The organism is Nocardia aurea (assembly GCF_003123685.1).
Lineage (GTDB): Bacteria > Actinomycetota > Actinomycetes > Mycobacteriales > Mycobacteriaceae > Nocardia > Nocardia aurea.
On the sequence record NZ_QCYJ01000021.1, the window covers coordinates 340,864 to 359,308 of the forward strand.

Annotated in this window: 16 protein-coding genes; 11 read left to right on the plus strand and 5 right to left on the minus strand. The window is 67.7% G+C overall.

The window, feature by feature from the left end:
- The first annotated feature begins 336 nt into the window (after window positions 1-336).
- A complete protein-coding gene (locus DAT37_RS09200) occupies window positions 337-1,851 on the plus strand; it encodes a sugar transferase (RefSeq protein ID WP_109524506.1) in 1,515 nt (504 codons plus the stop codon).
- Between the two features lie 46 nt (window positions 1,852-1,897).
- On the opposite strand, the gene DAT37_RS09205 is transcribed toward DAT37_RS09200, so the two are convergent.
- Window positions 1,898-3,829 (minus strand): acyl-CoA dehydrogenase family protein, encoded by a 1,932-nt coding sequence (locus DAT37_RS09205; protein WP_109524269.1) that lies wholly within the window; start codon window positions 3,827-3,829, stop codon window positions 1,898-1,900.
- 157 nt (window positions 3,830-3,986) lie between these two features.
- On the opposite strand from DAT37_RS09205, the gene DAT37_RS09210 reads away from it, so the two are divergent.
- From DAT37_RS09210 to DAT37_RS09220, 3 genes are read left to right on the plus strand one after another with little or no spacing between them, the layout of a single operon-like run.
- Complete coding sequence (locus tag DAT37_RS09210) at window positions 3,987-4,607, plus strand: TetR/AcrR family transcriptional regulator (RefSeq protein WP_109524270.1); 621 nt, start codon at window positions 3,987-3,989, stop codon at window positions 4,605-4,607.
- Complete coding sequence (locus tag DAT37_RS09215) at window positions 4,607-5,539, plus strand: ABC transporter ATP-binding protein (RefSeq protein ID WP_109524271.1); 933 nt, start codon at window positions 4,607-4,609, stop codon at window positions 5,537-5,539. The genes DAT37_RS09210 and DAT37_RS09215 overlap by 1 nt, the downstream gene beginning before the upstream one ends.
- Window positions 5,536-7,170 carry an ABC transporter permease gene (locus DAT37_RS09220; RefSeq protein ID WP_109524272.1) on the plus strand — a complete coding sequence of 545 codons (1,635 nt, stop codon included), beginning with the start codon at window positions 5,536-5,538 and terminating at the stop codon, window positions 7,168-7,170. Before DAT37_RS09215 ends, DAT37_RS09220 begins: the two co-directional genes overlap by 4 nt.
- A gap of 9 nt (window positions 7,171-7,179) precedes the next feature.
- On the opposite strand, the gene DAT37_RS09225 is transcribed toward DAT37_RS09220, so the two are convergent.
- Window positions 7,180-8,076, minus strand: a complete 897-nt coding sequence (locus DAT37_RS09225) for a TIGR03619 family F420-dependent LLM class oxidoreductase (protein ID WP_109524507.1) — start codon at window positions 8,074-8,076, stop codon at window positions 7,180-7,182.
- A 205-nt stretch (window positions 8,077-8,281) separates the two neighbouring features.
- On the opposite strand from DAT37_RS09225, the gene DAT37_RS09230 reads away from it, so the two are divergent.
- Complete coding sequence (locus tag DAT37_RS09230) at window positions 8,282-9,802, plus strand: threonine/serine exporter family protein (protein ID WP_109524273.1); 1,521 nt, start codon at window positions 8,282-8,284, stop codon at window positions 9,800-9,802.
- Between the two features lie 148 nt (window positions 9,803-9,950).
- Complete coding sequence (locus DAT37_RS09235; RefSeq protein WP_109524274.1) at window positions 9,951-10,616, plus strand: biliverdin-producing heme oxygenase; 666 nt, start codon at window positions 9,951-9,953, stop codon at window positions 10,614-10,616.
- 15 nt (window positions 10,617-10,631) lie between these two features.
- Here the strand turns inward: DAT37_RS09235 and DAT37_RS09240 are convergent, their stop codons facing one another.
- The 3 genes from DAT37_RS09240 to DAT37_RS09250 all read right to left on the minus strand — a co-directional run bounded on the left by DAT37_RS09240 (window position 10,632) and on the right by DAT37_RS09250 (window position 14,778).
- Entirely contained in the window at window positions 10,632-11,510 is an 879-nt protein-coding gene (locus DAT37_RS09240) for a nuclease-related domain-containing protein (RefSeq protein WP_232839606.1), read from the minus strand.
- 88 nt (window positions 11,511-11,598) lie between these two features.
- Window positions 11,599-12,999, minus strand: a complete 1,401-nt coding sequence (locus DAT37_RS09245) for a DUF2252 domain-containing protein (protein ID WP_109524276.1) — start codon at window positions 12,997-12,999, stop codon at window positions 11,599-11,601.
- Window positions 13,000-13,059: 60 nt separating this feature from the next.
- Window positions 13,060-14,778, minus strand: a complete 1,719-nt coding sequence (locus tag DAT37_RS09250) for a GMC oxidoreductase (protein WP_109524277.1) — start codon at window positions 14,776-14,778, stop codon at window positions 13,060-13,062.
- 217 nt (window positions 14,779-14,995) lie between these two features.
- On the opposite strand from DAT37_RS09250, the gene DAT37_RS09255 reads away from it, so the two are divergent.
- The 5 genes from DAT37_RS09255 to DAT37_RS09275 all read left to right on the plus strand — a co-directional run bounded on the left by DAT37_RS09255 (window position 14,996) and on the right by DAT37_RS09275 (window position 18,358).
- Complete coding sequence (locus DAT37_RS09255) at window positions 14,996-15,589, plus strand: CDP-alcohol phosphatidyltransferase family protein (RefSeq protein WP_232839644.1); 594 nt, start codon at window positions 14,996-14,998, stop codon at window positions 15,587-15,589.
- A gap of 76 nt (window positions 15,590-15,665) precedes the next feature.
- The gene (gene gcvH, locus DAT37_RS09260; protein WP_109524279.1) at window positions 15,666-16,064 is read left to right on the plus strand and encodes a glycine cleavage system protein GcvH; all 399 of its coding nucleotides are present in this window, start codon (window positions 15,666-15,668) and stop codon (window positions 16,062-16,064) included.
- Between the two features lie 163 nt (window positions 16,065-16,227).
- The gene (gene odhI / locus DAT37_RS09265) at window positions 16,228-16,713 is read left to right on the plus strand and encodes an oxoglutarate dehydrogenase inhibitor Odhl (RefSeq protein WP_109524280.1); all 486 of its coding nucleotides are present in this window, start codon (window positions 16,228-16,230) and stop codon (window positions 16,711-16,713) included.
- A 162-nt stretch (window positions 16,714-16,875) separates the two neighbouring features.
- A complete protein-coding gene (gene ftsR / locus DAT37_RS09270; RefSeq protein ID WP_109524281.1) occupies window positions 16,876-17,679 on the plus strand; it encodes a transcriptional regulator FtsR in 804 nt (267 codons plus the stop codon).
- A 205-nt stretch (window positions 17,680-17,884) separates the two neighbouring features.
- The gene (locus DAT37_RS09275) at window positions 17,885-18,358 is read left to right on the plus strand and encodes a bifunctional nuclease family protein (protein ID WP_109524282.1); all 474 of its coding nucleotides are present in this window, start codon (window positions 17,885-17,887) and stop codon (window positions 18,356-18,358) included.
- Window positions 18,359-18,445 lie beyond the last annotated feature (87 nt).

An 18,445-nucleotide genomic window follows, 5' to 3' on the forward strand; every position in this document is an offset into this window, starting at 1 on the left:
GCGAAATCATCTGTGTGATAGCGGGTTCCGGACTACCTGCCATCCGGTTCGCCGGGTAGCATCCAGCGGGCTACCGGCGCGGCTTTCGGGGATTCCCCGGGCAGGGGTCGGAGTCCGGTATTGCGCACGGTCGGATCGGGTGATCTTCATCCACTCCGCTAACCCGTGGAATACTTTGTGCCCCTTGTCATTAGATGTGTGAATCGGAATGTGGTCTGTAACAATCACCTGTCGGGCGCCGAATGACCGAACACCCCGGGCGCCTCGTGTTTGCCGAGGGGACCGATCGATGTCGATCGGGGGCGACGATTCTCTCCCAGGGGGAGGTGTGTGTTCATGAGCTTCGAGCTCTCCGAGGGCGACGACCTCGATGTGCCGGTGTCCGCCGCTGTGTCGCCGCGATCGGACCGGGAACGCTGGCAAGCCGACTATGTGAGGCGCTTGGAAGCGACCGATTTCGCGGTGATCGTTGCGGCGGTGATCCTGGCGCAGGTCATCCGGTTCGGCGGTCCGGTGGCGCCACCGCTGGCGTGGACACTGCCGTACGAGGTGGGATACACCGTCGTCTCCGCGGTGCTCGCGGTGAGCTGGATGGGTTTCCTCGTCGCGTGCAACACCCGGTCACCGCAGGTGATCGGCAGCGGGACCGAGGAGTATCGGCGGCTCGTCTCGGCGACGCTGCGGCTGTTCGGCGTGCTCGCGATCATCTCGCTGATCTTCCAGATCGAGTTCGCGCGCGGATACCTCGCGATCGCGCTGCCGCTGGGCCTGCTCGGACTGATGTTCAGCAGACTCGCCTGGCGGCTGCGGATCCGGGCGCGGCGGCGCGGTCGCGGCGACTACCTGACCTCGGTTCTCGTGGTCGGGCCGCCGGAAGCGGCCCAGGCGATGGCCACGGCGTTCTCCCGCGATCTCGCGACCGGATACAAGGTGGTCGGCGTCTGTGTGCCGGACGGGATACCCGGCAGCGTCGGATTCGGGCTGCACGCCACCGATCGGACCGTCTCGGTGGTCGGTGACGACCGCTCGGTGGTCGACGCGGTGCGTCGCAGTGGCGCCGATACCGTCGCGGTAACCGCCACCGACTACCTGGGGCCCGTCGAACTGCGCCGGATGGCCTGGGAACTCGATCCACTCGGGGTGGAACTCGTGGTCGCTCCGGGCGTGGTCGACATCTCCGGGGCCAGGCTCACCAATCGACTCGTGGCGGGTATGCCGATGCTGCACATCGCCAAGCCCAGGTACGACCGCGCGAAATCGACCGGCAAGGCGGTTTTCGACCTCGGCTTCTCGGCGGCCGTCCTCCTCGCGATCCTGCCCGTGCTCCTCGTCATCGCGGTAGCGGTCAAGGCGACCAGTGCCGGTCCGGTGTTCTACCTGTCGGAGCGGATCGGTCGTGGCGGCACACCTTTCCGCATGATCAAATTCCGCAGCATGTACATCGGCGCCGATCGCGACGTGGTCGATCTGATCGAGCACAACGGCGGCAATCCGGTGTTCTTCAAGTTGAAGCAGGATCCGCGCGTCACCCCGGTCGGACGCTTCCTGCGCAAATTCAGCCTGGACGAACTGCCGCAATTCCTCAACGTCCTGCGCGGTGAGATGAGCGTTGTCGGCCCGCGTCCCCAGGTGCAGCGCGAGGTCGACTCCTACGACGGGGAGATGCGACGGCGCCTGCTGGTGAAACCGGGCGTCACCGGACTGTGGCAGGTCAGCGGTCGATCCGATCTCTCCGTCGAGGACGCGGTCCGGCTGGACCTGTCCTACGTCGAGAACTGGTCGATGGTGCTCGATCTGCTGTTGATCGCCAAGACGATCGGCGCGGTCGCGCGCGGCGAGGGCGCCTACTGAACGTCCCTCGCGGAATCGGGACCCGATTCCGCGAGGGACCGCGAGTTCAGCGTCGGTCGTAGACGCTCGCGTCGTCGAGCATCGCGGCGCGCAGCATCGATTCGGGGACGCCCATGGCCTCCACCAGGGTGAGCGCGTCGGGGCGCAGCCGGTCGACGAGTTCGTTGACGCCGCGGCGCACCGCCTTGGCCCGTTCCACCGACATGAACCGGTGCATGATGAACCAGGCCGAGTGCTCCTCCACCAGCGAGTAGACGAACAGATCGCAGACGGCTTCGGCCAGGTGGCGGGCGTCGTCGTCCTCGATATCGGCGAGGCCGTCGATGAACGCCTCCAGGACCAGGCGGTCGATATGCGCGGTACCGGCGGCCAGGATGTGATCCTGGGCGTTGTTGAACGCCTCGAACGGGCCGGTCTCCTTCGCCCGCGCGCGCAACCGGTGCGCGGCGGTGCGGACCAGGTAGTCCTCGCGATCGGCGAACAGTTGCAGCTGAACCGAGCGGCGTGACAGATCACCCTCGTCGACCGATTCGTCGTTGCGGTCGCGCATGGTCTGGATCATCTGGCGCACCCCGGAACGCTTTCGCACCACGTCACCGGCCATGGTCGCGGCGAAACGGACCCAGCCGAGCGCGTCCAGATCGCGGACCTCGTCGGCGTAGGAGGTGAGCAGCTCCTTGGCGACCAGCTGGGTGAGCACGACGTTGTCGCCTTCGAAGGTGGTGAACACGTCGGTGTCGGCCTTGAGCGTCACCAGCCGATTCTCGGTGAGGTAGCCCGCGCCACCGCAGGCCTCGCGGCATTCCTGGATCGCGCGGGTGGCGTGCCGGGTCTGGGCGACCTTGAGTCCGGCGGCCCGCTTCTCCAGCGACCGCTGCGCCTCGGGATCGAGATTCTGTCCGGTCTGGACCAGATGCATGCGCCGCACCAGGTCGTTCTGGGCGAACGCCAGCGCGAACGAGCGCGCGATCAACGGGAACAGCCTGCGCTGATGGCTGCGGTAGTCCATCAGCAGCGTTTCCTCGCCGGTGTCGGGGTCGGAGAACTGACGCCGCGCGAGCGCGTAGCGCACCGCGATACTCAGCGCGACCCTGGCGCCCGCCGCCGCCGCGCCGCCGACGCTGACCCGTCCGCGCACCAGCGTGCCGAGTGTGGTGAAGAAGCGTCGGCTCGGATTCTCGATATCGGAGGTGTAGCTGCCGTCGGGAGCCACGTCGGCGTAGCGGTTGAGCAGGTTCTCTCTCGGCACCCGCACCTGATCGAACACGATGCGCCCGTTGTCGACCCCGGGTAGACCGCCTTTGAGGCCGTCGTCGTAGGTGGTGACGCCCGGCAGATCCGCGCCCTGCTCGTCCCGGATCGGCACCAGCAGGCAGTGCACACCCTTGTTCTCACCGGCGGTCACCAGCTGGGCGAAGACCGCCGCCATCCTGGCGTGCTCGGCCGCGCCGCCGATGTAGTCCTTGCGGGCCGACGGCGTGGGGGAGTGGATGACGAATTCCTCGGTGGCCGGATCGTAGGTCGCGGTGGTCTCGATATTGGCGACATCGCTGCCGTGGCCGGATTCGGTCATCGCGAAACAGCCGAGCAGGTCGAGGGAGATCAGCCGTTCGATGTACTCCCGGTGCCGTTCGGTGCCGAGATTCTCCACCGCGCCGCCGAACAGGCCCCACTGGACGCCGGCTTTCACCCACAGTGACAGATCCGCGTAGGCCAGCATCTCCAGTCCGGTCACGGCGGCGCCGGGCTCGCCGGTCCCGCCGTTCTCACGGCGGAATCCGCGCTCGGCGATGCCCATGGTCGAGATGGTGCGCATCTGCTCGAGTACGCGGGCACGCGCGGCTTTGTAGTCCAGGTGCGGATCACCGGCGAATTCGTCGCCCGCGAGCTGCTTGCGTGCCTCCTCCCTGACGTCGCCCCAGGGGCCGTCGAGTGCCGCACGAAGGTGATCTGCCGTCGATGAGCTGCCGGTGTCCATAACCCGACGATAGCCCGCAGGATCGGAGGCAAACCGCCGTCACGACAACTGTGATCCAACTCTTGCCGCCCGACTATACGAGTGTTTAAGATGCTGAACATGCGTTTAATCGAGCTCCGGACGCGACGATCCGGTACCGCGACGATCCGCCGATCCGATGACCTCTGACCTGACGACGGCCGCGCGTATCCGTGACGCGGCGATCGACGTCTTCGGTGAGAACGGATTCCAGGTCGGCGTCAGGGCGATCGCCGCCGCGGCGGGGGTATCCCCGGGGCTGGTGAACCATCACTTCGGCTCCAAGGACGGATTGCGCGCGGTCTGCGACGAGAGAATCCTCGAGATCATCAGGGTCGAGAAGGGCAAGGCCATCGCGGCGCCCGGCCCGGCGGGCATGATCAACGCCCTGGCCGAGATCGAGGTGTACGCCCCCGTCATCGCGTACATGCTGCGCAGTTTCCAGGCGGGCGGGTCGCTGGCCGAATCGCTGCTGGAGCACATGATCGCCGACGCCGAGAAATACATGCAGGACGCGGTGGAGGCGGGCAAGCTCAAACCGAGTCGAGATCCGGCCGCCCGGGCCCGCTACATCGTGCTCTGCCATGTCGGAGCCATGAACCTGTATCTGCAACTGCGTGTGCAGCGCGAAGGAAAAATCGACTACCGCAAGGCGATTCGCGATATCGCCGAGGAGACCACCTTCCCGGCGCTCGAGCTCTACACGCAGGGAATGTTGACCGATTCCACGATGCTCGAAGCACTCGACGAGGAGCGATGATGGCCGATTCAGCTGCTGCACCGGTAATCGAGATCACTGATCTCCGTAAGACATTCGGACATGTCGCGGCCCTGGACGGCCTGAACCTGTCGGTCGAGGAGGGGGAGATCCACGGTTTCCTCGGGCCCAACGGCGCGGGGAAGTCGACGACGATCCGAGTGCTGCTCGGCATCCTGCGTGCCACCGAGGGTCGTGCGCGACTGTTCGGCCGTGACCCGTGGACCGACGCGGTCGCCCTGCATCGCGAACTCGCCTATGTGCCCGGCGATGTCACGCTGTGGCCGTCGCTGTCGGGCGGGGAGACCATCGACCTGCTCGCCCGCATGCGCAGCGGTATCGACGCCGGGCGGCGGGCCGAGTTGATCGAACGTTTCGACCTCGATCCACGAAAGAAGGCGCGCACCTACTCCAAGGGCAATCGGCAGAAGGTCGCGTTGGTCTCGGCCTTCGCCTCGAATGTGGGCCTGCTGCTGCTCGACGAGCCGACCTCCGGCCTGGATCCGTTGATGGAGCAGGTATTCCGCGAATGCACCCGCGAAGCGCGGGAACGCGGCGCGACAGTCCTGCTGTCCAGTCACATCCTGTCCGAGGTGGAGGCGCTCTGCGATCGGGTGACCATCATCCGGTCCGGCCGCACCGTGGAAAGCGGATCGCTGTCGGACATGCGCCATCTCTCGCGTACCTCGATCACCGCCGAACTACTCGGCGACCCGGGCGATCTCACCAGAATCGACGGGGTGGACGATATCGTGCGCGACGGTTCGACGCTGCGCTGCCAGGTCGACGGCGAACATCTGGGCGAACTGATCCGGATACTCGGCGACACCGGGGTGCGCAGCCTCACCAGCGCGCCGCCCACCCTGGAGGAATTGTTCCTGCGCCACTATCACGTCGACGGAGTCGACGTGGCCGCGGAGAAGGTGCGGGCATGACCGCGGTCACCGCCGAATCCGGTTTCACCGCGCCGGTTCTGCGCGGATCGACGGATTTCGCCGGTACCGCGCAGATGCTGCGGCTCTACCTGCGCCGCGACCGGATCGTGCTGCCGCTGTGGGTGCTCGCCTTCGGGCTGCTGCCGACCTTCTACGTGGCCAGCACCGAGAGCGTGTACAGCACCCAGGCCGAACTCGACAACTACGCGAGGTCCATCACCGACAGTCCCGCGCTCGTCGCCATGTACGGCCCGGTCTTCGGGACCGATATCGGCTCGATCGGGCTGTGGAAGGCGGGGCCGTTCTACGCGCTGATCGCGATCGCGGTCATCCTGACCGTCATCAGGCACACGCGGGTCGAGGAGGAGACCGGTCGCGCGGAACTGGTCGGCGCCACCAGTATCGGCCGCTACGCCGGACTCACCGCCGCGCTGACGATGACGGCCGTCGGCTGCGTACTCGTCGGTGTACTGGCCGCGCTCACCTTGCTGAGCAGCGGTCTGCCGCTCGCCGGTTCGCTGGCCTACGGCGCCGCCCTCGGCGGTTCCGGGCTGGTCTGGGCCTCGGTGGCCGCGATCACCGCGCAGGTGAGCACCGGCGCGCGGATCGCGCGTGGAATCGCCTTCGCCGCGCTGGGCACGGCGTTCGCGCTGCGCGCGGTCGGTGACGCGGGCAACGGCGTGCTGTCCTGGTTCTCGCCGCTGGGCTGGTGCGTCAACATGCGTCCCTACGCCGACGAACGCTGGTGGGTGCTGGTCCCGCTGCTGACTCTCGCGGTGCTGAGTACCGCCGCGGCCTACGTACTGCTCGGTCGCCGCGACACCGGATCGGGACTGCTCGCCGAGCGGCCCGGCCCGCCACGGGCCGCCGCCGGGCTGTCCGGCGCGACCGGTCTGGCCTGGCGGCTGCATCGCGGCAGCCTGCTGGCCTGGTCGGTCGGATTCCTGCTCTACGGCCTGTTGATGGGTGGGGCGATCGACAGCGTCGGCGACATACTCGGCGACAGCCAGCAGGTCAAGGATGTGCTGGCGCGGATGGGCGGCACCGAGCAGTTGCAGAACTCGTTCATCACCTTCGCGGTGTCCTTCCTCGCCATCGCCGCGGCGGCCTATTCGATCTCGGCGGTGCTGCGATTGCACGAGGAGGAGACCGCCCAGCGCGCCGAGGCCACCCTCGCCTGCGCCGTCGGTCGCGCCCGATACGCGACGAGCCACCTGCTCTTCGCGCTGCTCGGCCCGGTCGTGCTGCTGACGATCGCCGGTCTGTGCATCGGCGGGGTCTACGGCGCGATGGACGGCGGGTTCGCCGAGAAGGTCGGTGACGGACTCGGCGCGGCGCTGGTCCAGGTGCCCGCCGTGTGGGTGATCACCGGAATCGCGATGGCCGTCCAGGGCCTGGCCCCCCGGTTCGCCCCGACGGCGTGGGGGGTGCTCAGCGCGATGCTGATCGTCTTCTTCCTCGGAGCGCTCGACGGACTGCCGCAGTGGCTCATCGACGTGGTGCCGTTCGTGCATCCGCCGAAACTGCCCGGCGCGCCGTGGCAGTGGTCCCCGATCCTGTGGCTGCTCGCCGTCGCGGCGGTGCTGGTCGGTCTCGGTGTCGCTGGATTCCGTCGCCGCGACCTGCGCTGATCCCGGTGCTCAGATCGTCGGCGGCGCGTATTCGGCCAGGCGACGATCCGGGCCGTCGTAGGCAGTGAGTCCCAGTTTGCCCGCGAGTTTGCCGATGTAGCCGCGCACGACATCGGCCTCGAGGTCGGGAAGTCCGAAAACGACCTCGGTGACGCCTGTTTCGGCCCACCGGGCGAGTTGGTCGGCGTCGTGGCGGCCCGCGAGGGCGACGATCTCCGGTGTGCCGTCGCGGCCGTTGTCCCGCCAGATCCGGTGCAGCAGTGCGATCTTGTCGTCGAGCACGCCCTCGGTCGGTGTGGTGAGCCAGCCGTCGGCGTTCTTCGCCAGCCAGGTGAAGGATTTCTCGCCGCCCGCCGCGCCGAGAATCACCGGGATGTGCTTGCTGGCGGGTTTGGGCCACGACCAACTCGGACCGAAGGTCACGAATTCCCCCTCGAACGCGGCTTCCTCGGTGGTCCACAGCGCGCGCATGGCCGCCAGATGTTCGCGCAGCACCGTGCGTCGTTTACCGGCGGGCACCCCGTGATGGGCGAGTTCATCGGTGTTCCACCCGAATCCGACACCGAGGCCGACTCGTCCGCCGGCCAGATGGTCGAGCGAGGCGATGGTCTTGGCGAGCGCGATCGGATGGTGCTCGGCGGGCAGCGCCACCGCCGTCGACAGGGTGATCCGGTCGGTGACCGCGGCGGCCGTCGCCAGCGCCACCCACGGATCGAGGGTGCGCAGGTAGCGATCGTCGGGCAACGTGGCGTCGCCGGTGCTCGGGTGCGCGGCCGCGCGGACCACCGGGATGTGGGTGTGCTCGGGCACGTGGAACGAGTCGAATCCGCTCCGCTCGGCGGTGACCGCCGCCACGGCGGGCGAGATGCCCCGATCACTGGTGAACAACACGATTCCGTACCGCACCGGCTCCGCTCCCATCGGTCGAATTAGAACAAGTTCTACCACTGTCCGCAGGTTCGCACCAAGAGTCCGCGCGCGGATCGCGCGGCGATCCCGATCGTCGTGAATCCGATCTCCGGGCGATGAACCGGCTGGTCGGTTGTGATCTCGACACGCGTTTCCCAGGCGCGGATGCGCGATCGCCGGGTCGTTGACTACCTTCGCGAGCATGGGTCTTGACGCACTCCCGGGAGCAGACGAGACGTTGTCCCCGTCCGGTCACACCGGTCGCCGGGGCCGATTGCGCGGCAGGCGAGTGCTGCGGGTGCCGGTGGTCACCCAGGCTGTCGGCCTGTTCGTCGCGGACCGGCAGGCGATGGCCGACACCATCGTCTCGGCCCCCACACCGCTGCAACCGATCGACCTCGCCGACGACGCGCGGGTCGCGGAGGTACTCGATCTCGCGGTCCGGGTCGGGGAGGTCGTGCTGGCTTCGGGGACCGGCGTGATCGACACCAGCGCCCAGGTCCGCTTCATCGCGGCCACCTACGGCCTGGCGCGCTGCGATATCGACGTCACCTACGACGCGATCCGCATCTGGGCCGATCGGGGCCCACGGTTGCCGCCCGCGAGCACCATGCGGGTGGTGCACTACCGCTCGCTGGATTTCACCAGGCTCGCGGCCGTCGACCGGCTCACCCGCCGTATCCGTACCCAGGTCGTCGCCCCCCACGACGCCCGCGCCGCACTCGACGCTATCACCACCGCGCCGCACCCCTACCACCGCTGGACCGCCACCTTCGGCTGGTCGCTGCTCGCCGCGGCCATCGGCGCGCTGCTCGGCGGCGGCTGGTTGGTGGCCGCGGTCAGTTTCGGCACCACCCTGCTCATCGACCGGGTGAACCGGGTGCTCAACGGCTACGGTCTCCCGTTCTTCTTCCAGCACGTGGCGGGTGGCGCCGTCGCCGCGACGCCCGCCATCATCCTGTCCACCTTCGCCGAACCACTCGGGATCAGCGCCGATCCCACCCTGATCGTGGCCGCCGGGATCACCGTGCTGCTCAGTGGTCTGCAATTGGTCGGCGCGGTGCAGGACGCGATCACCGGCGCGCCGATCACCGCGTCGGCGCGACTGCTCGAGGTCATGATGATGACCGGCGGCATCGTCGCGGGCATCGTGTTCGCCCTCAGATTCGGGCAGGTGCTCGGCGCGACGGTGCCGTCCATCGAGATGAGCGTCGGGCGCGACATCACCGATCTCCCGGTCAAACTGATCGCGGGCGCGGTGGCCGCGTTCGCCTTCGCCCTGGCCTGCTACGCGGAACGACGCGCGCTGGCCGCCGCCGCGATGGGCGGCGCGGCGGGCATCATCTGCTTCCTGCTCGTCCAGCAGGCCGGATTCGGGCCGATCATCTCCTCTGCCGTCGCCGCCACCGTGGTCGGTCTGGCCGGTGGTCTGATGGCCCGGCGGTCGCTGACGCCGCCGCTGGTCGTCGCGGTCGCGGGCATCACGCCCCTGCTACCCGGCCTGAAGGTGTACCGGGGGCTCTACGCCGTGCTCACCGACGAACTCCTGCTCGGGATCAATCAACTGCTCGCGGCGTTCGGCGTCGGCTGCGCGCTCGCGGCGGGCGTCACCCTCGGCGAATGGTTCGACCGCACCCAGTTGCGGCCGCGGATCCTGCGCCGATTCGGTTCGCTGCGCAGGCCGATCGTGCGCAGGCGCAGGCGCGCGTCCTCCGCGCAGTGAACCCCGGTCCGGGGTAGACCCCGATCCGGGGCGGTCGGTTCGGTCCCGGACCGAACAACTGTGCGCGGGCGGCCGAACCGGTATGGTCGGTGCGACTGGTAAGGGTATCCATAGCAGATGCTCGCGGCGACGGTGAGGTGGTTCGGATATGTCGGATGAAACAGTGACGTTCTCCGCTGCGCTCCGTTCGGCGACCGCACGGCAACACGCCGAGGCCGAGAATTCCTCGTTCATCGGCGAAATGCTCGGCGGGACACTCGGTATCGCGTCCTACCACCGCTACACCGCCCAGCTGTGGTTCATCTACCGCGCGCTGGAATCGCACTGGGAGGTGCTCGCCGATGATCCGGTCGCCGGGCCGTTCATCCGGCCGGAACTGGCGAGGACACCCGAACTCGAGCGTGACCTCGCGCACCTGATCGGACCGCGTTGGCGCGACGGGCTCACCGCGCTGCCCGCGACCACGGCCTACGCCGCGCGGATCGAGGAATGCGCACGACAGTGGCCCGCGGGCTATGTCGCCCACCACTACACCCGCTACCTCGGGGACCTGTCCGGCGGACAGGTGATCCGCGGCACCGCCGAGAAATTGTGGGATCTACCGCGCCGCGGCGACGGCGTGCGGTTCTACGTCTTCGACGGCATCGACAACCCGGCCGCCTTCAAACGTGAGTACCGGCAACTGCTCGACGGGTTGGCGGTCGACGACCTCGAGCGCCGCCGCGTGATCGATGAGGGGCAGCGGGCGTTCGCCCTGAACACCGCGGTCTTCGCCGAACTCGCCGTCGAATTCCCCGCCCGCCGCCCCGGCTGAGAGTGGCGGGTCCGATCAGCCCGGGCCGTAGCTCAGGATCGCCATGATCACGAACCACAGCACCCACGCGATACCGATGACCATGCCGATGGTCAGCAACGTCCGCATGAAGGCTCGGCCCATATCGATGTCACCGGCCTCGGTCGGATACAGCTTCCACGGGCTGTACCAGGGCGCCTGGATGAGCGGCGGTTTCGCGTCGCGTTCGGCCTGGGCCAACTCCTCGGCGTAGGCCTCGGCCTGCGCCTGCTGCGGGCCGCCGTGCCACAGGGTGATATCGATGGGGCCGATGAAACCCTCGTGCAGCAGCTCCTGCGGTGCGGGCAGATACGGCAGGATGCCCAGCCCGCGGAACGCGACCGCGACGTCGTTGGCCGTCCACAGATGCTTCTCCGACTCGGACAGCACCTCGAAATAGTGGCGCAGTCTGCCCGGATCATTGCCGAGGATGACATCGAAACTCGGGTCGTTCCACGCCTGCTGGATCTTCAGCTGCGCGCCGCGCAACGGAACGATGAGCGCCACCCCGTGGACCGCGCGCTGGCCGAGACCGCGCGCGGCGAGCCAGTTCTGCAGGGCGAAGGTGTGCTCACGGGATTTGTCCAGCGGTGTGCGCCGGTCCCTGCCCTCCAGGGTCGCCGCTTCGCCGTCGATCGTCCACGGACCGTTGAGCGGAATATCCAGCACGCCGTCCTGGCGCGCGGACAACGCCTCCGCCTCGATCACCACGCAACTGGTCGGCGTCCAGACCACCGCGTCGAACTGATGCAATCGATCCTCGTGGAACAGACTGCAATTGATCGTCGCAACCCCGTGCGGGCTGCCCGGATCCTTCCAGGTGCGCAACCAGTCGATCAGTGCCCGTTCGGCATTCGTGCCTGCCGGGTTCTGCACTCGCACGAGCATTCGCGACCGCCCTTCACGTCGTCACTCGACAGTGCACAGGATACGAGTAATTCGGCCACCCGCGCCGCAGACACGGTTATGCGGGCAGTTCGGCGGCCAGTTTCCCGGCCTGCACCGCGGCCACCAACTCGGCGTGATCGGCCTCGGTGCGGTCGGCGTAGCGGACCGCGAACGCGCTGACCGCGTCGTCGAAACTCTCGTCGCCGTTGAGATATCCGGAGGTCAGGCGCGGATCGAGGGACCGCGAATGGGCCCGCGCCAGCAGCGCCCCTGCCAGTCGGCCGTAATCGTCGAGATCCTCGGCGCCGAGTCCGGCCGGATCGATCGCGCCTTTGAGATTGCGGAACTGGCGCACGATGAACGGCAACTCCCGCTCGCCGAGCGCGATCGAGGTCCAGCCGAGCAGGATATCGGTCTCGGCTTGAACATGCCTGGCGCCCTGGACGATTCGCTCACCCTCGTGGCGATCCGGACGCGGCGGCAGATAGGGTGCCAGCGCCGAGGGGATCGACTGCTTCAGTTGCAGTACCAGCGATTCCCCGTCGTTGCCGTGCAGCAGCGCCACATAGCTGTGCAAACCGACGCTGCCGGTGCCGACGATACGGAAAGCGATGTCGGACACCGCGAATCGGGTGATCAGATTACGTCGTGATTCCCGCAGCGTGGCGACGTAGCGTTCGAGACCGTCGATCACCGCCTCGGCGACCTGCTCGTCCACGGCCGTGAGAACCGGCGGGTCGCTCACGAATCGATGTTTGCGGACACCGGTCTCGTGGTCGTCGATATGCTCGGTCCACTTCGAGGCCACCTTGGCGCTGGTGTTCTTGCGCGCCTTCTTGGCCGCCTTCTTGAAATTGTCCAGCAGATCGTCGGCCTTGGCCGCGCTGAGCACCGACTCGTCCGGCAACGCCGTCCACGACTCCATGAACGGCATCTCGGCGAGCCGATCGATCGCGGTCCGGTAGGAGGTCGCCGCGTCACGCGCCGCGGCCCGGCAGGCGTCCTCGTCGACACCGGATTCCCGGCCCGCCAGCACGAGACTGGCCGCGAGACGTTCCAGGTCCCACTCCCACGGGCCGAGGATCGTCTCGTCGAAATCGTTGATGTCCATGACGATTTCGCCGCGCTGTGTGCCGTACAGGCCGAAATTGGCGGCGTGGGCGTCGCCGCAGATCTGCGCGTCGAGCCCGCTCACCGCACTGTGCGCCAGATCGGCCGCCATCAACCCGGCCGCACCCCGGTAGAAGGTGAACGGTCCCGACATCATCCGGCCCACCCGCAACGGGACCAGATGCGGCAGCCGATCGGCATGACTGGCCTCGAGGAATTCCAGCACTCCCGGACGTCGCGGGCCGACGGCGTCGCGGTCGCGGGCGGTCACCGGGACACGCTCGCGCAGCGCGCGCCCACGAGCCCGCACCTCGTCGGCGGGGACGAAGTTCCGTAGGTCGGTACGGTCGCTACCACTGTCTGACACAGATCGGAACTCTAGCTGGGAGTTCTCGCGGTTGCCGACCGTCGTCGGCCGAGGTGTCGCTCAGGCTGTCGGGGTCGGGTCGGCCCTGTCGGCGCGCAGGGCGGGGTCGACGGGGGTGAGCGGGAGCAGCAGGGCGCCGGGGGCCGCGTCGGGCACCGCGGGACGGCCGGGCGGCACCGGGTCGATGCGGTGGTACGGGGCGCCGAGCGGCGGGCGCGGGTCGGGCTCGTCCTTGTTGGGCCAGAAGGCCATGGCGCGTTCGGCCTGGGCGGTGATGGTCAGCGACGGGTTGACGCCGAGGTTGGCCGTGACGGCCGAACCGTCGGCGATATGCAGGCCGGGGTGACCGAATATCCGCTGGTAGGGATCGACGACGCCGGTGTCGGGGGAGTCGCCGATGACGCAGCCGCCGATGTAGTGCGCGGTGGCCGGGATGTTGAACACGTCCATCACCAGCCCGTGCGTATCGCCGTCGACCTTCGCGCCGAATCGGCGGCCGATGTCGTGGGCGAGGGGGATCCAGCTCGGATTCGGCTCGCCACCGCCCGCCCTGGTCTTCAGGAGGCCGCGCTTGCGGTAGGAGGTGAGCGAATTGTCCAGCGACTGCATCACCAGCAGGATGACCGATTTCTCCGAGGCGCGCCTGGCGTCGAGACTGCGCGCGAACACCACCGGGTGCAGCACCATCGCGAGCAGGAACCGCAGGAAGCGGAAGGCGCCGCCGTCCACGATCGGCACCGACATCGGGAACAGCGCGTTCTGCCCCTTCCCGTAGTGGCACACCTCGACGTGGGTGTCGGCCTCGGGATGGATGGAGGACGTGATCGCGATGCCTTCGGCGAAATCGGCGCGCGAACGGCTGACCACATTCAGGATGGCCTCGGAATTGCTCCTGGTCAGCTCGCCCAGGCGCGGCGAGAGGCGGGGGAGCACCCGCTTGTCGCGCATCGCGTGCAGCAACTTCTGGGTGCCCAGCGCCGCGCCCGCGAAGACGACCTGCTCGGCGGTGAACGTGGCGCGCTGCTTGCGGATCCAGCGATCCGAACGCTCGGTCCGCACCGCGTATCCGCCGCCGGGTAACGGCCTGACCTCGGTGGCCGTGGTCAGCGGATGTACTTCGGCGCCCGCCTGTTCGGCCAGGTACAGATAATTCTTCGGGGTGGTGTTCTTCGCGTTGTGCGGGCAGCCGGTGAAGCACTGCGCGCAGTGCACACAGCCGCGTCTGCGCGGGCCGACACCGCCGAAGTAGGGATCGTCGACCTCGGCGCCCGGATCGTCCTCGTTGAAGTACACCCCGACGCGGGTGGGGTGGAAGGTGTCACCGACGCCGAGATCGTCGGCGATCTCCCGGATGACCCGGTCGGCGGGGGTCATCCGGGGATTCGTCGTCACCCCGAGCATGCGCTGGGCCTGGTCGTAGTAGGGCGCGAGTTCGTCACGCCAGTCGGTGATGTGGGCCCACTGCCGGTCGGTGTAGAAATTCGGCAGCGGTTCGTAGAGCGTGTTGCCGTAGATGAGCGAACCGCCACCGACACCGGCGCCGGAGAACACCGCGCATTTGCCGAGGACGCTGATGCGCTGGGTGCCGGTGAGCCCGAGGCGCGGCGCCCAGATGGATTTGCGCACATTCCAATTGGTGCGTGGCAGATCCTCCGGATCCCAGCGCCTGCCCGCCTCGAGTACGCCGACCCGGTATCCCTTCTCGGTCAGCCGGAGCGCGCTCACGCTGCCGCCGAATCCGGAGCCGATCACCACCACGTCGTAGTCGTATGAGGTCATGGGTTTCCTCCCGATCGGCGGACAGGCCAGCTGAGATGGTTTCACATTCATTCTTTCACCACGTCGAATGTGACATAACCCGCCGATCCGGGCGGATCCCGCGCGGGAGTGGGCGCGCCCGGATGGCGGCGGCCGGGGGCGGTGCGGTATGCACTGGGCTGTGACAACCGAACCGGGAACGACGGAACCGCACGGGGACGCCGACGCGCCCACCGGAATCCGGGCCGTATTCGCCGACCGCGTCCTGACCGTCCCGAACGTGCTGAGCGTGCTGCGGCTGCTCAGCATTCCCCTGTTCCTGTGGTTGCTGCTGGTCGTGCGAGCCGACGGCTGGGCGTTCGCCCTGCTGATCGCCAGCCCGGTGACCGACTTCCTCGACGGCAAACTGGCCAGGCTGCTCGACCAGTCCTCGCGCCTGGGCGCGCTGCTCGATCCGTTGGTGGATCGGCTGTATCTGGTGACGACGCTGGTCGCCTTCGTCCTCCGCGGGCTCATCCCGTGGTGGGTGGCGGTGATCCTGGTCGGACGCGATCTGGTGCTCACCCTGACCCTCGGCGTCTACCGGCGCCGCGACCTGGAGCCGCCCGAGGTGATCTATCTGGGCAAGGCGGCGACGTTCGCGCTGATGTCGGCGCTGCCGTGGCTGCTGGCCGGAGAGATGGACTGGCCGCTGGACGGTTTCGGTCGTGCCTTCGGCGGCGCCTTCCTGATCTGGGGTACCGCGGTCTATGTCTGGACGGGTCTGCTGTACCTGGGCAAAGCGGTCGCGGTGGCGCGGGCGATACCGGCTGTGCCACAGCGCTCCCCGTAACCGAGGCGTCGGGTCGGCCCGACGGTCGGGTCTCGAATAGAGTTGCGTGCGACCTTGACGAAGAAAGGACGGCCTTGTGACCCAGACCCCCGAGGATCTGCGCTACACCGAGGAGCACGAATGGGTGCGCCGGATCGGCCCGACGACGGTCCGGGTCGGCATCACCGACTACGCCCAGTCACAGCTCGGTGACGTCGTGTTCGTGCAGCTGCCGGACGCGGACAAGGACGTCGCCTCGGGAGACAGCATCGCCGAGGTGGAATCGACCAAGAGCGTTTCCGATATCTACGCCCCGCTGACCGCGAAAGTCGTTGCGGTGAACGAGGAACTGACGCAGTCACCGGAGTCGCTCAACAGCGATCCCTACGGTGACGGATGGCTGTTCGAATTGGAGGTCGCCGACGCCGCCGGCCTCGACGACACGCTTGCCGACCTGCTGGATGCTGCGGGTTATCAAGGAGTTATCGGGGGCTGAATCAGCCTTCCCTGTTCTACCTGCACGGGCACGGCCCGGCAGGGTACGGTCAATGCCAACAGAGTCCGGCGGTCGATGCCGGTGTTCTCGTGACACGACGCGTCGTGTCAATGAAGGCATCACCTGCTTGTATGGATAATCAGGTTCGAGGAGGAGAGAAACGGTGAGCGAGAACAAAGACCCGGGTTACCAGGAGACCGCGGCCGAGACGACGTCGGTCTTCCGCGCGGATTTCCTGAACGAGGTCGACGCGTCGCGCTCCGCAGAGCCGACCGGCGAACAGCCGGTCCAAGGGGTCGAGGGACTGCCCGTCGGTGCGGCCCTCCTGGTCGTCAAACGTGGTCCGAACGCGGGCTCGCGGTTCCTGCTCGATCAGCCGACCACGTCGGCCGGTCGTCACCCCGACAGTGACATCTTTCTCGACGACGTCACCGTCAGTCGTCGGCACGCCGAATTCCGGCAGGACGACGACACGTTCCAGGTCGTGGATGTGGGCAGCTTGAACGGCACCTATGTGAATCGGGAGCCGGTCGACTCCTCGGAACTGCAGAACGGTGACGAGGTCCAGATCGGAAAGTTCCGGCTCGTCTTCCTGACCGGTCCGCGCGCGCAGGTCAACGAGCCGTCGGCGGGTGCGGGCTCGCTATGAGCACGCGCGACGAGTGAATCGGATGCCTGCGCCCGGCGCGCGTGACGCCGCCGAGCGCAGGCCGGGTGGAGACAATCGGGGCAGTGACAAGGGCGGGACGGTGTCGGCGATCATGAAAGGCTCGGCACTGTGACAGGTGCGGCGCAGTGGGCGCGCGGAGGTATGTCCATCGGCTCCGTCCTGGATCTGCTGCGTCCCGACTTTCCCGATGTCACCATCTCGAAGATCCGCTTCCTCGAGGCCGAGGGTCTGATCCGGCCCGAACGGACTCCGTCGGGATACCGCAGGTTCTCGGTCGCCGACTGTGAACGGCTGCGGTTCGTGCTGACCGCGCAGCGAGATCAGTACCTGCCGTTGAAGGTCATCAAGGAACAGCTAGAGGCCATCGACAGCGGTGCGGCGACGCTCGGTGTGCGTGAGGCGCGGGCCAGGGCCGTCTCCGGTCGAGGCGGCGTCGAGGCGGCGCGGTCGGACGATTCCGAATACCAGGCCGAATCGGGCGACCGTTCCGCTCGGGTTGCGGGTCACGCGCCACCCCGTAGGCTCGGCGTCGTGCCCGGTGAGATTTCACCCGACGAACTGCGGTTCGATCACGAAATCCGGCTCACTCGCGCCGATCTGCTCCAGCAGGCGGCGATCGACGAGAAATTCCTCAACGACCTGATCCGGGCGAATCTGATCGTTCCCGGCGCCGCCGGCTTCTTTGACTCCGAAGCGGTCACGTTGGCCCGAACAGCCAAGGCCATGGCCGAATTCGGCTTGGAGGCACGGCATTTGCGCGCGTTCAAGCTGGCAGCCGACCGCGAGGCCGCCCTGGTGGCGCAGATCGTCGCGCCGATCGCCAAGAGTCGTGACGCCGGTGCGAGGGCACGGGCCGAGGAGACCGCGCGTGAGCTCGCGGCGCTGTCCCTGACCTTGCACACGTGCCTGGTCAAGGCGTCGGTGCGCAATTCGCTCGGCGGCTGAACGGCGCTGCCGATCCCACCGCGCGGTAGGCGGTCGCGCGCCGCGCGGTCGGGCCCGGGTCCCCGCCCGTATTCCACCGTGACAACACGCCGGTTTCGGCTCTGTACACCGATCGCAGCACTGCTCCGAGTTCGCTTAGACTCGGTGTTACGGCGAGCTCCGCAGCGGTCATGCCGGGCGGCCGGCGAGTATGGGAGGCAGTGCGATGAGTGAGATGCGCGTAATCGGCATTCGTGTCGAGCAGCCGCAGAACCAGCCCGTGCTCTTGCTGCGCGAAGTGTCCGGGGACCGGTATCTGCCGATCTGGATCGGGCAGGCCGAGGCGACGGCGATCGTGCTGGAGCAGGAGGGGGTGACCCCGATCCGCCCGCTGACTCACGATCTGATCAAGATCTTGATCGCCGAGCTCGGGCACACCCTCAAGGAAGTGCGGATCGTGGATCTACAGGAGGGCACCTTCTACGCGGATCTGGTGTTCGACAACGAGTTGACCATCTCCGCGCGCCCCTCCGATTCGGTTGCGATCGCCTTGCGGGTCGGTTGCCCGATCTACGCCGAAGAGGCGGTGCTCGAGGAGGCGGGGCTGGTGATGCCGGACGAGCGCGAGGACGAGGTGGAGAAGTTCAAGGAGTTCCTCGAGTCGGTTTCTCCCGATGATTTCAAGGCAACCGATAGCTGAACGGTATGGCTATCTTCTAGCCCTGAACTACAGGTCGAGACTTTTACCGCGCGTCGCGTTTGGATCGATGATGCTGCTCCCAGGAGA

Coding starts and splice junctions, on each gene's coding strand:
- DAT37_RS09200 (WP_109524506.1), top strand. CDS start 337: ATGAGCTTCGAGCTCTCCGAGGGCGACGACCTCGATGTGCCGGTGTCC.
- DAT37_RS09205 (WP_109524269.1), bottom strand. CDS start 3,829: ATGGACACCGGCAGCTCATCGACGGCAGATCACCTTCGTGCGGCACTC.
- DAT37_RS09210 (WP_109524270.1), top strand. CDS start 3,987: ATGACCTCTGACCTGACGACGGCCGCGCGTATCCGTGACGCGGCGATC.
- DAT37_RS09215 (WP_109524271.1), top strand. CDS start 4,607: ATGGCCGATTCAGCTGCTGCACCGGTAATCGAGATCACTGATCTCCGT.
- DAT37_RS09220 (WP_109524272.1), top strand. CDS start 5,536: ATGACCGCGGTCACCGCCGAATCCGGTTTCACCGCGCCGGTTCTGCGC.
- DAT37_RS09230 (WP_109524273.1), top strand. CDS start 8,282: ATGGGTCTTGACGCACTCCCGGGAGCAGACGAGACGTTGTCCCCGTCC.
- DAT37_RS09235 (WP_109524274.1), top strand. CDS start 9,951: ATGTCGGATGAAACAGTGACGTTCTCCGCTGCGCTCCGTTCGGCGACC.
- DAT37_RS09250 (WP_109524277.1), bottom strand. CDS start 14,778: ATGACCTCATACGACTACGACGTGGTGGTGATCGGCTCCGGATTCGGC.
- ftsR (WP_109524281.1), top strand. CDS start 16,876: ATGTCCATCGGCTCCGTCCTGGATCTGCTGCGTCCCGACTTTCCCGAT.
- DAT37_RS09275 (WP_109524282.1), top strand. CDS start 17,885: ATGAGTGAGATGCGCGTAATCGGCATTCGTGTCGAGCAGCCGCAGAAC.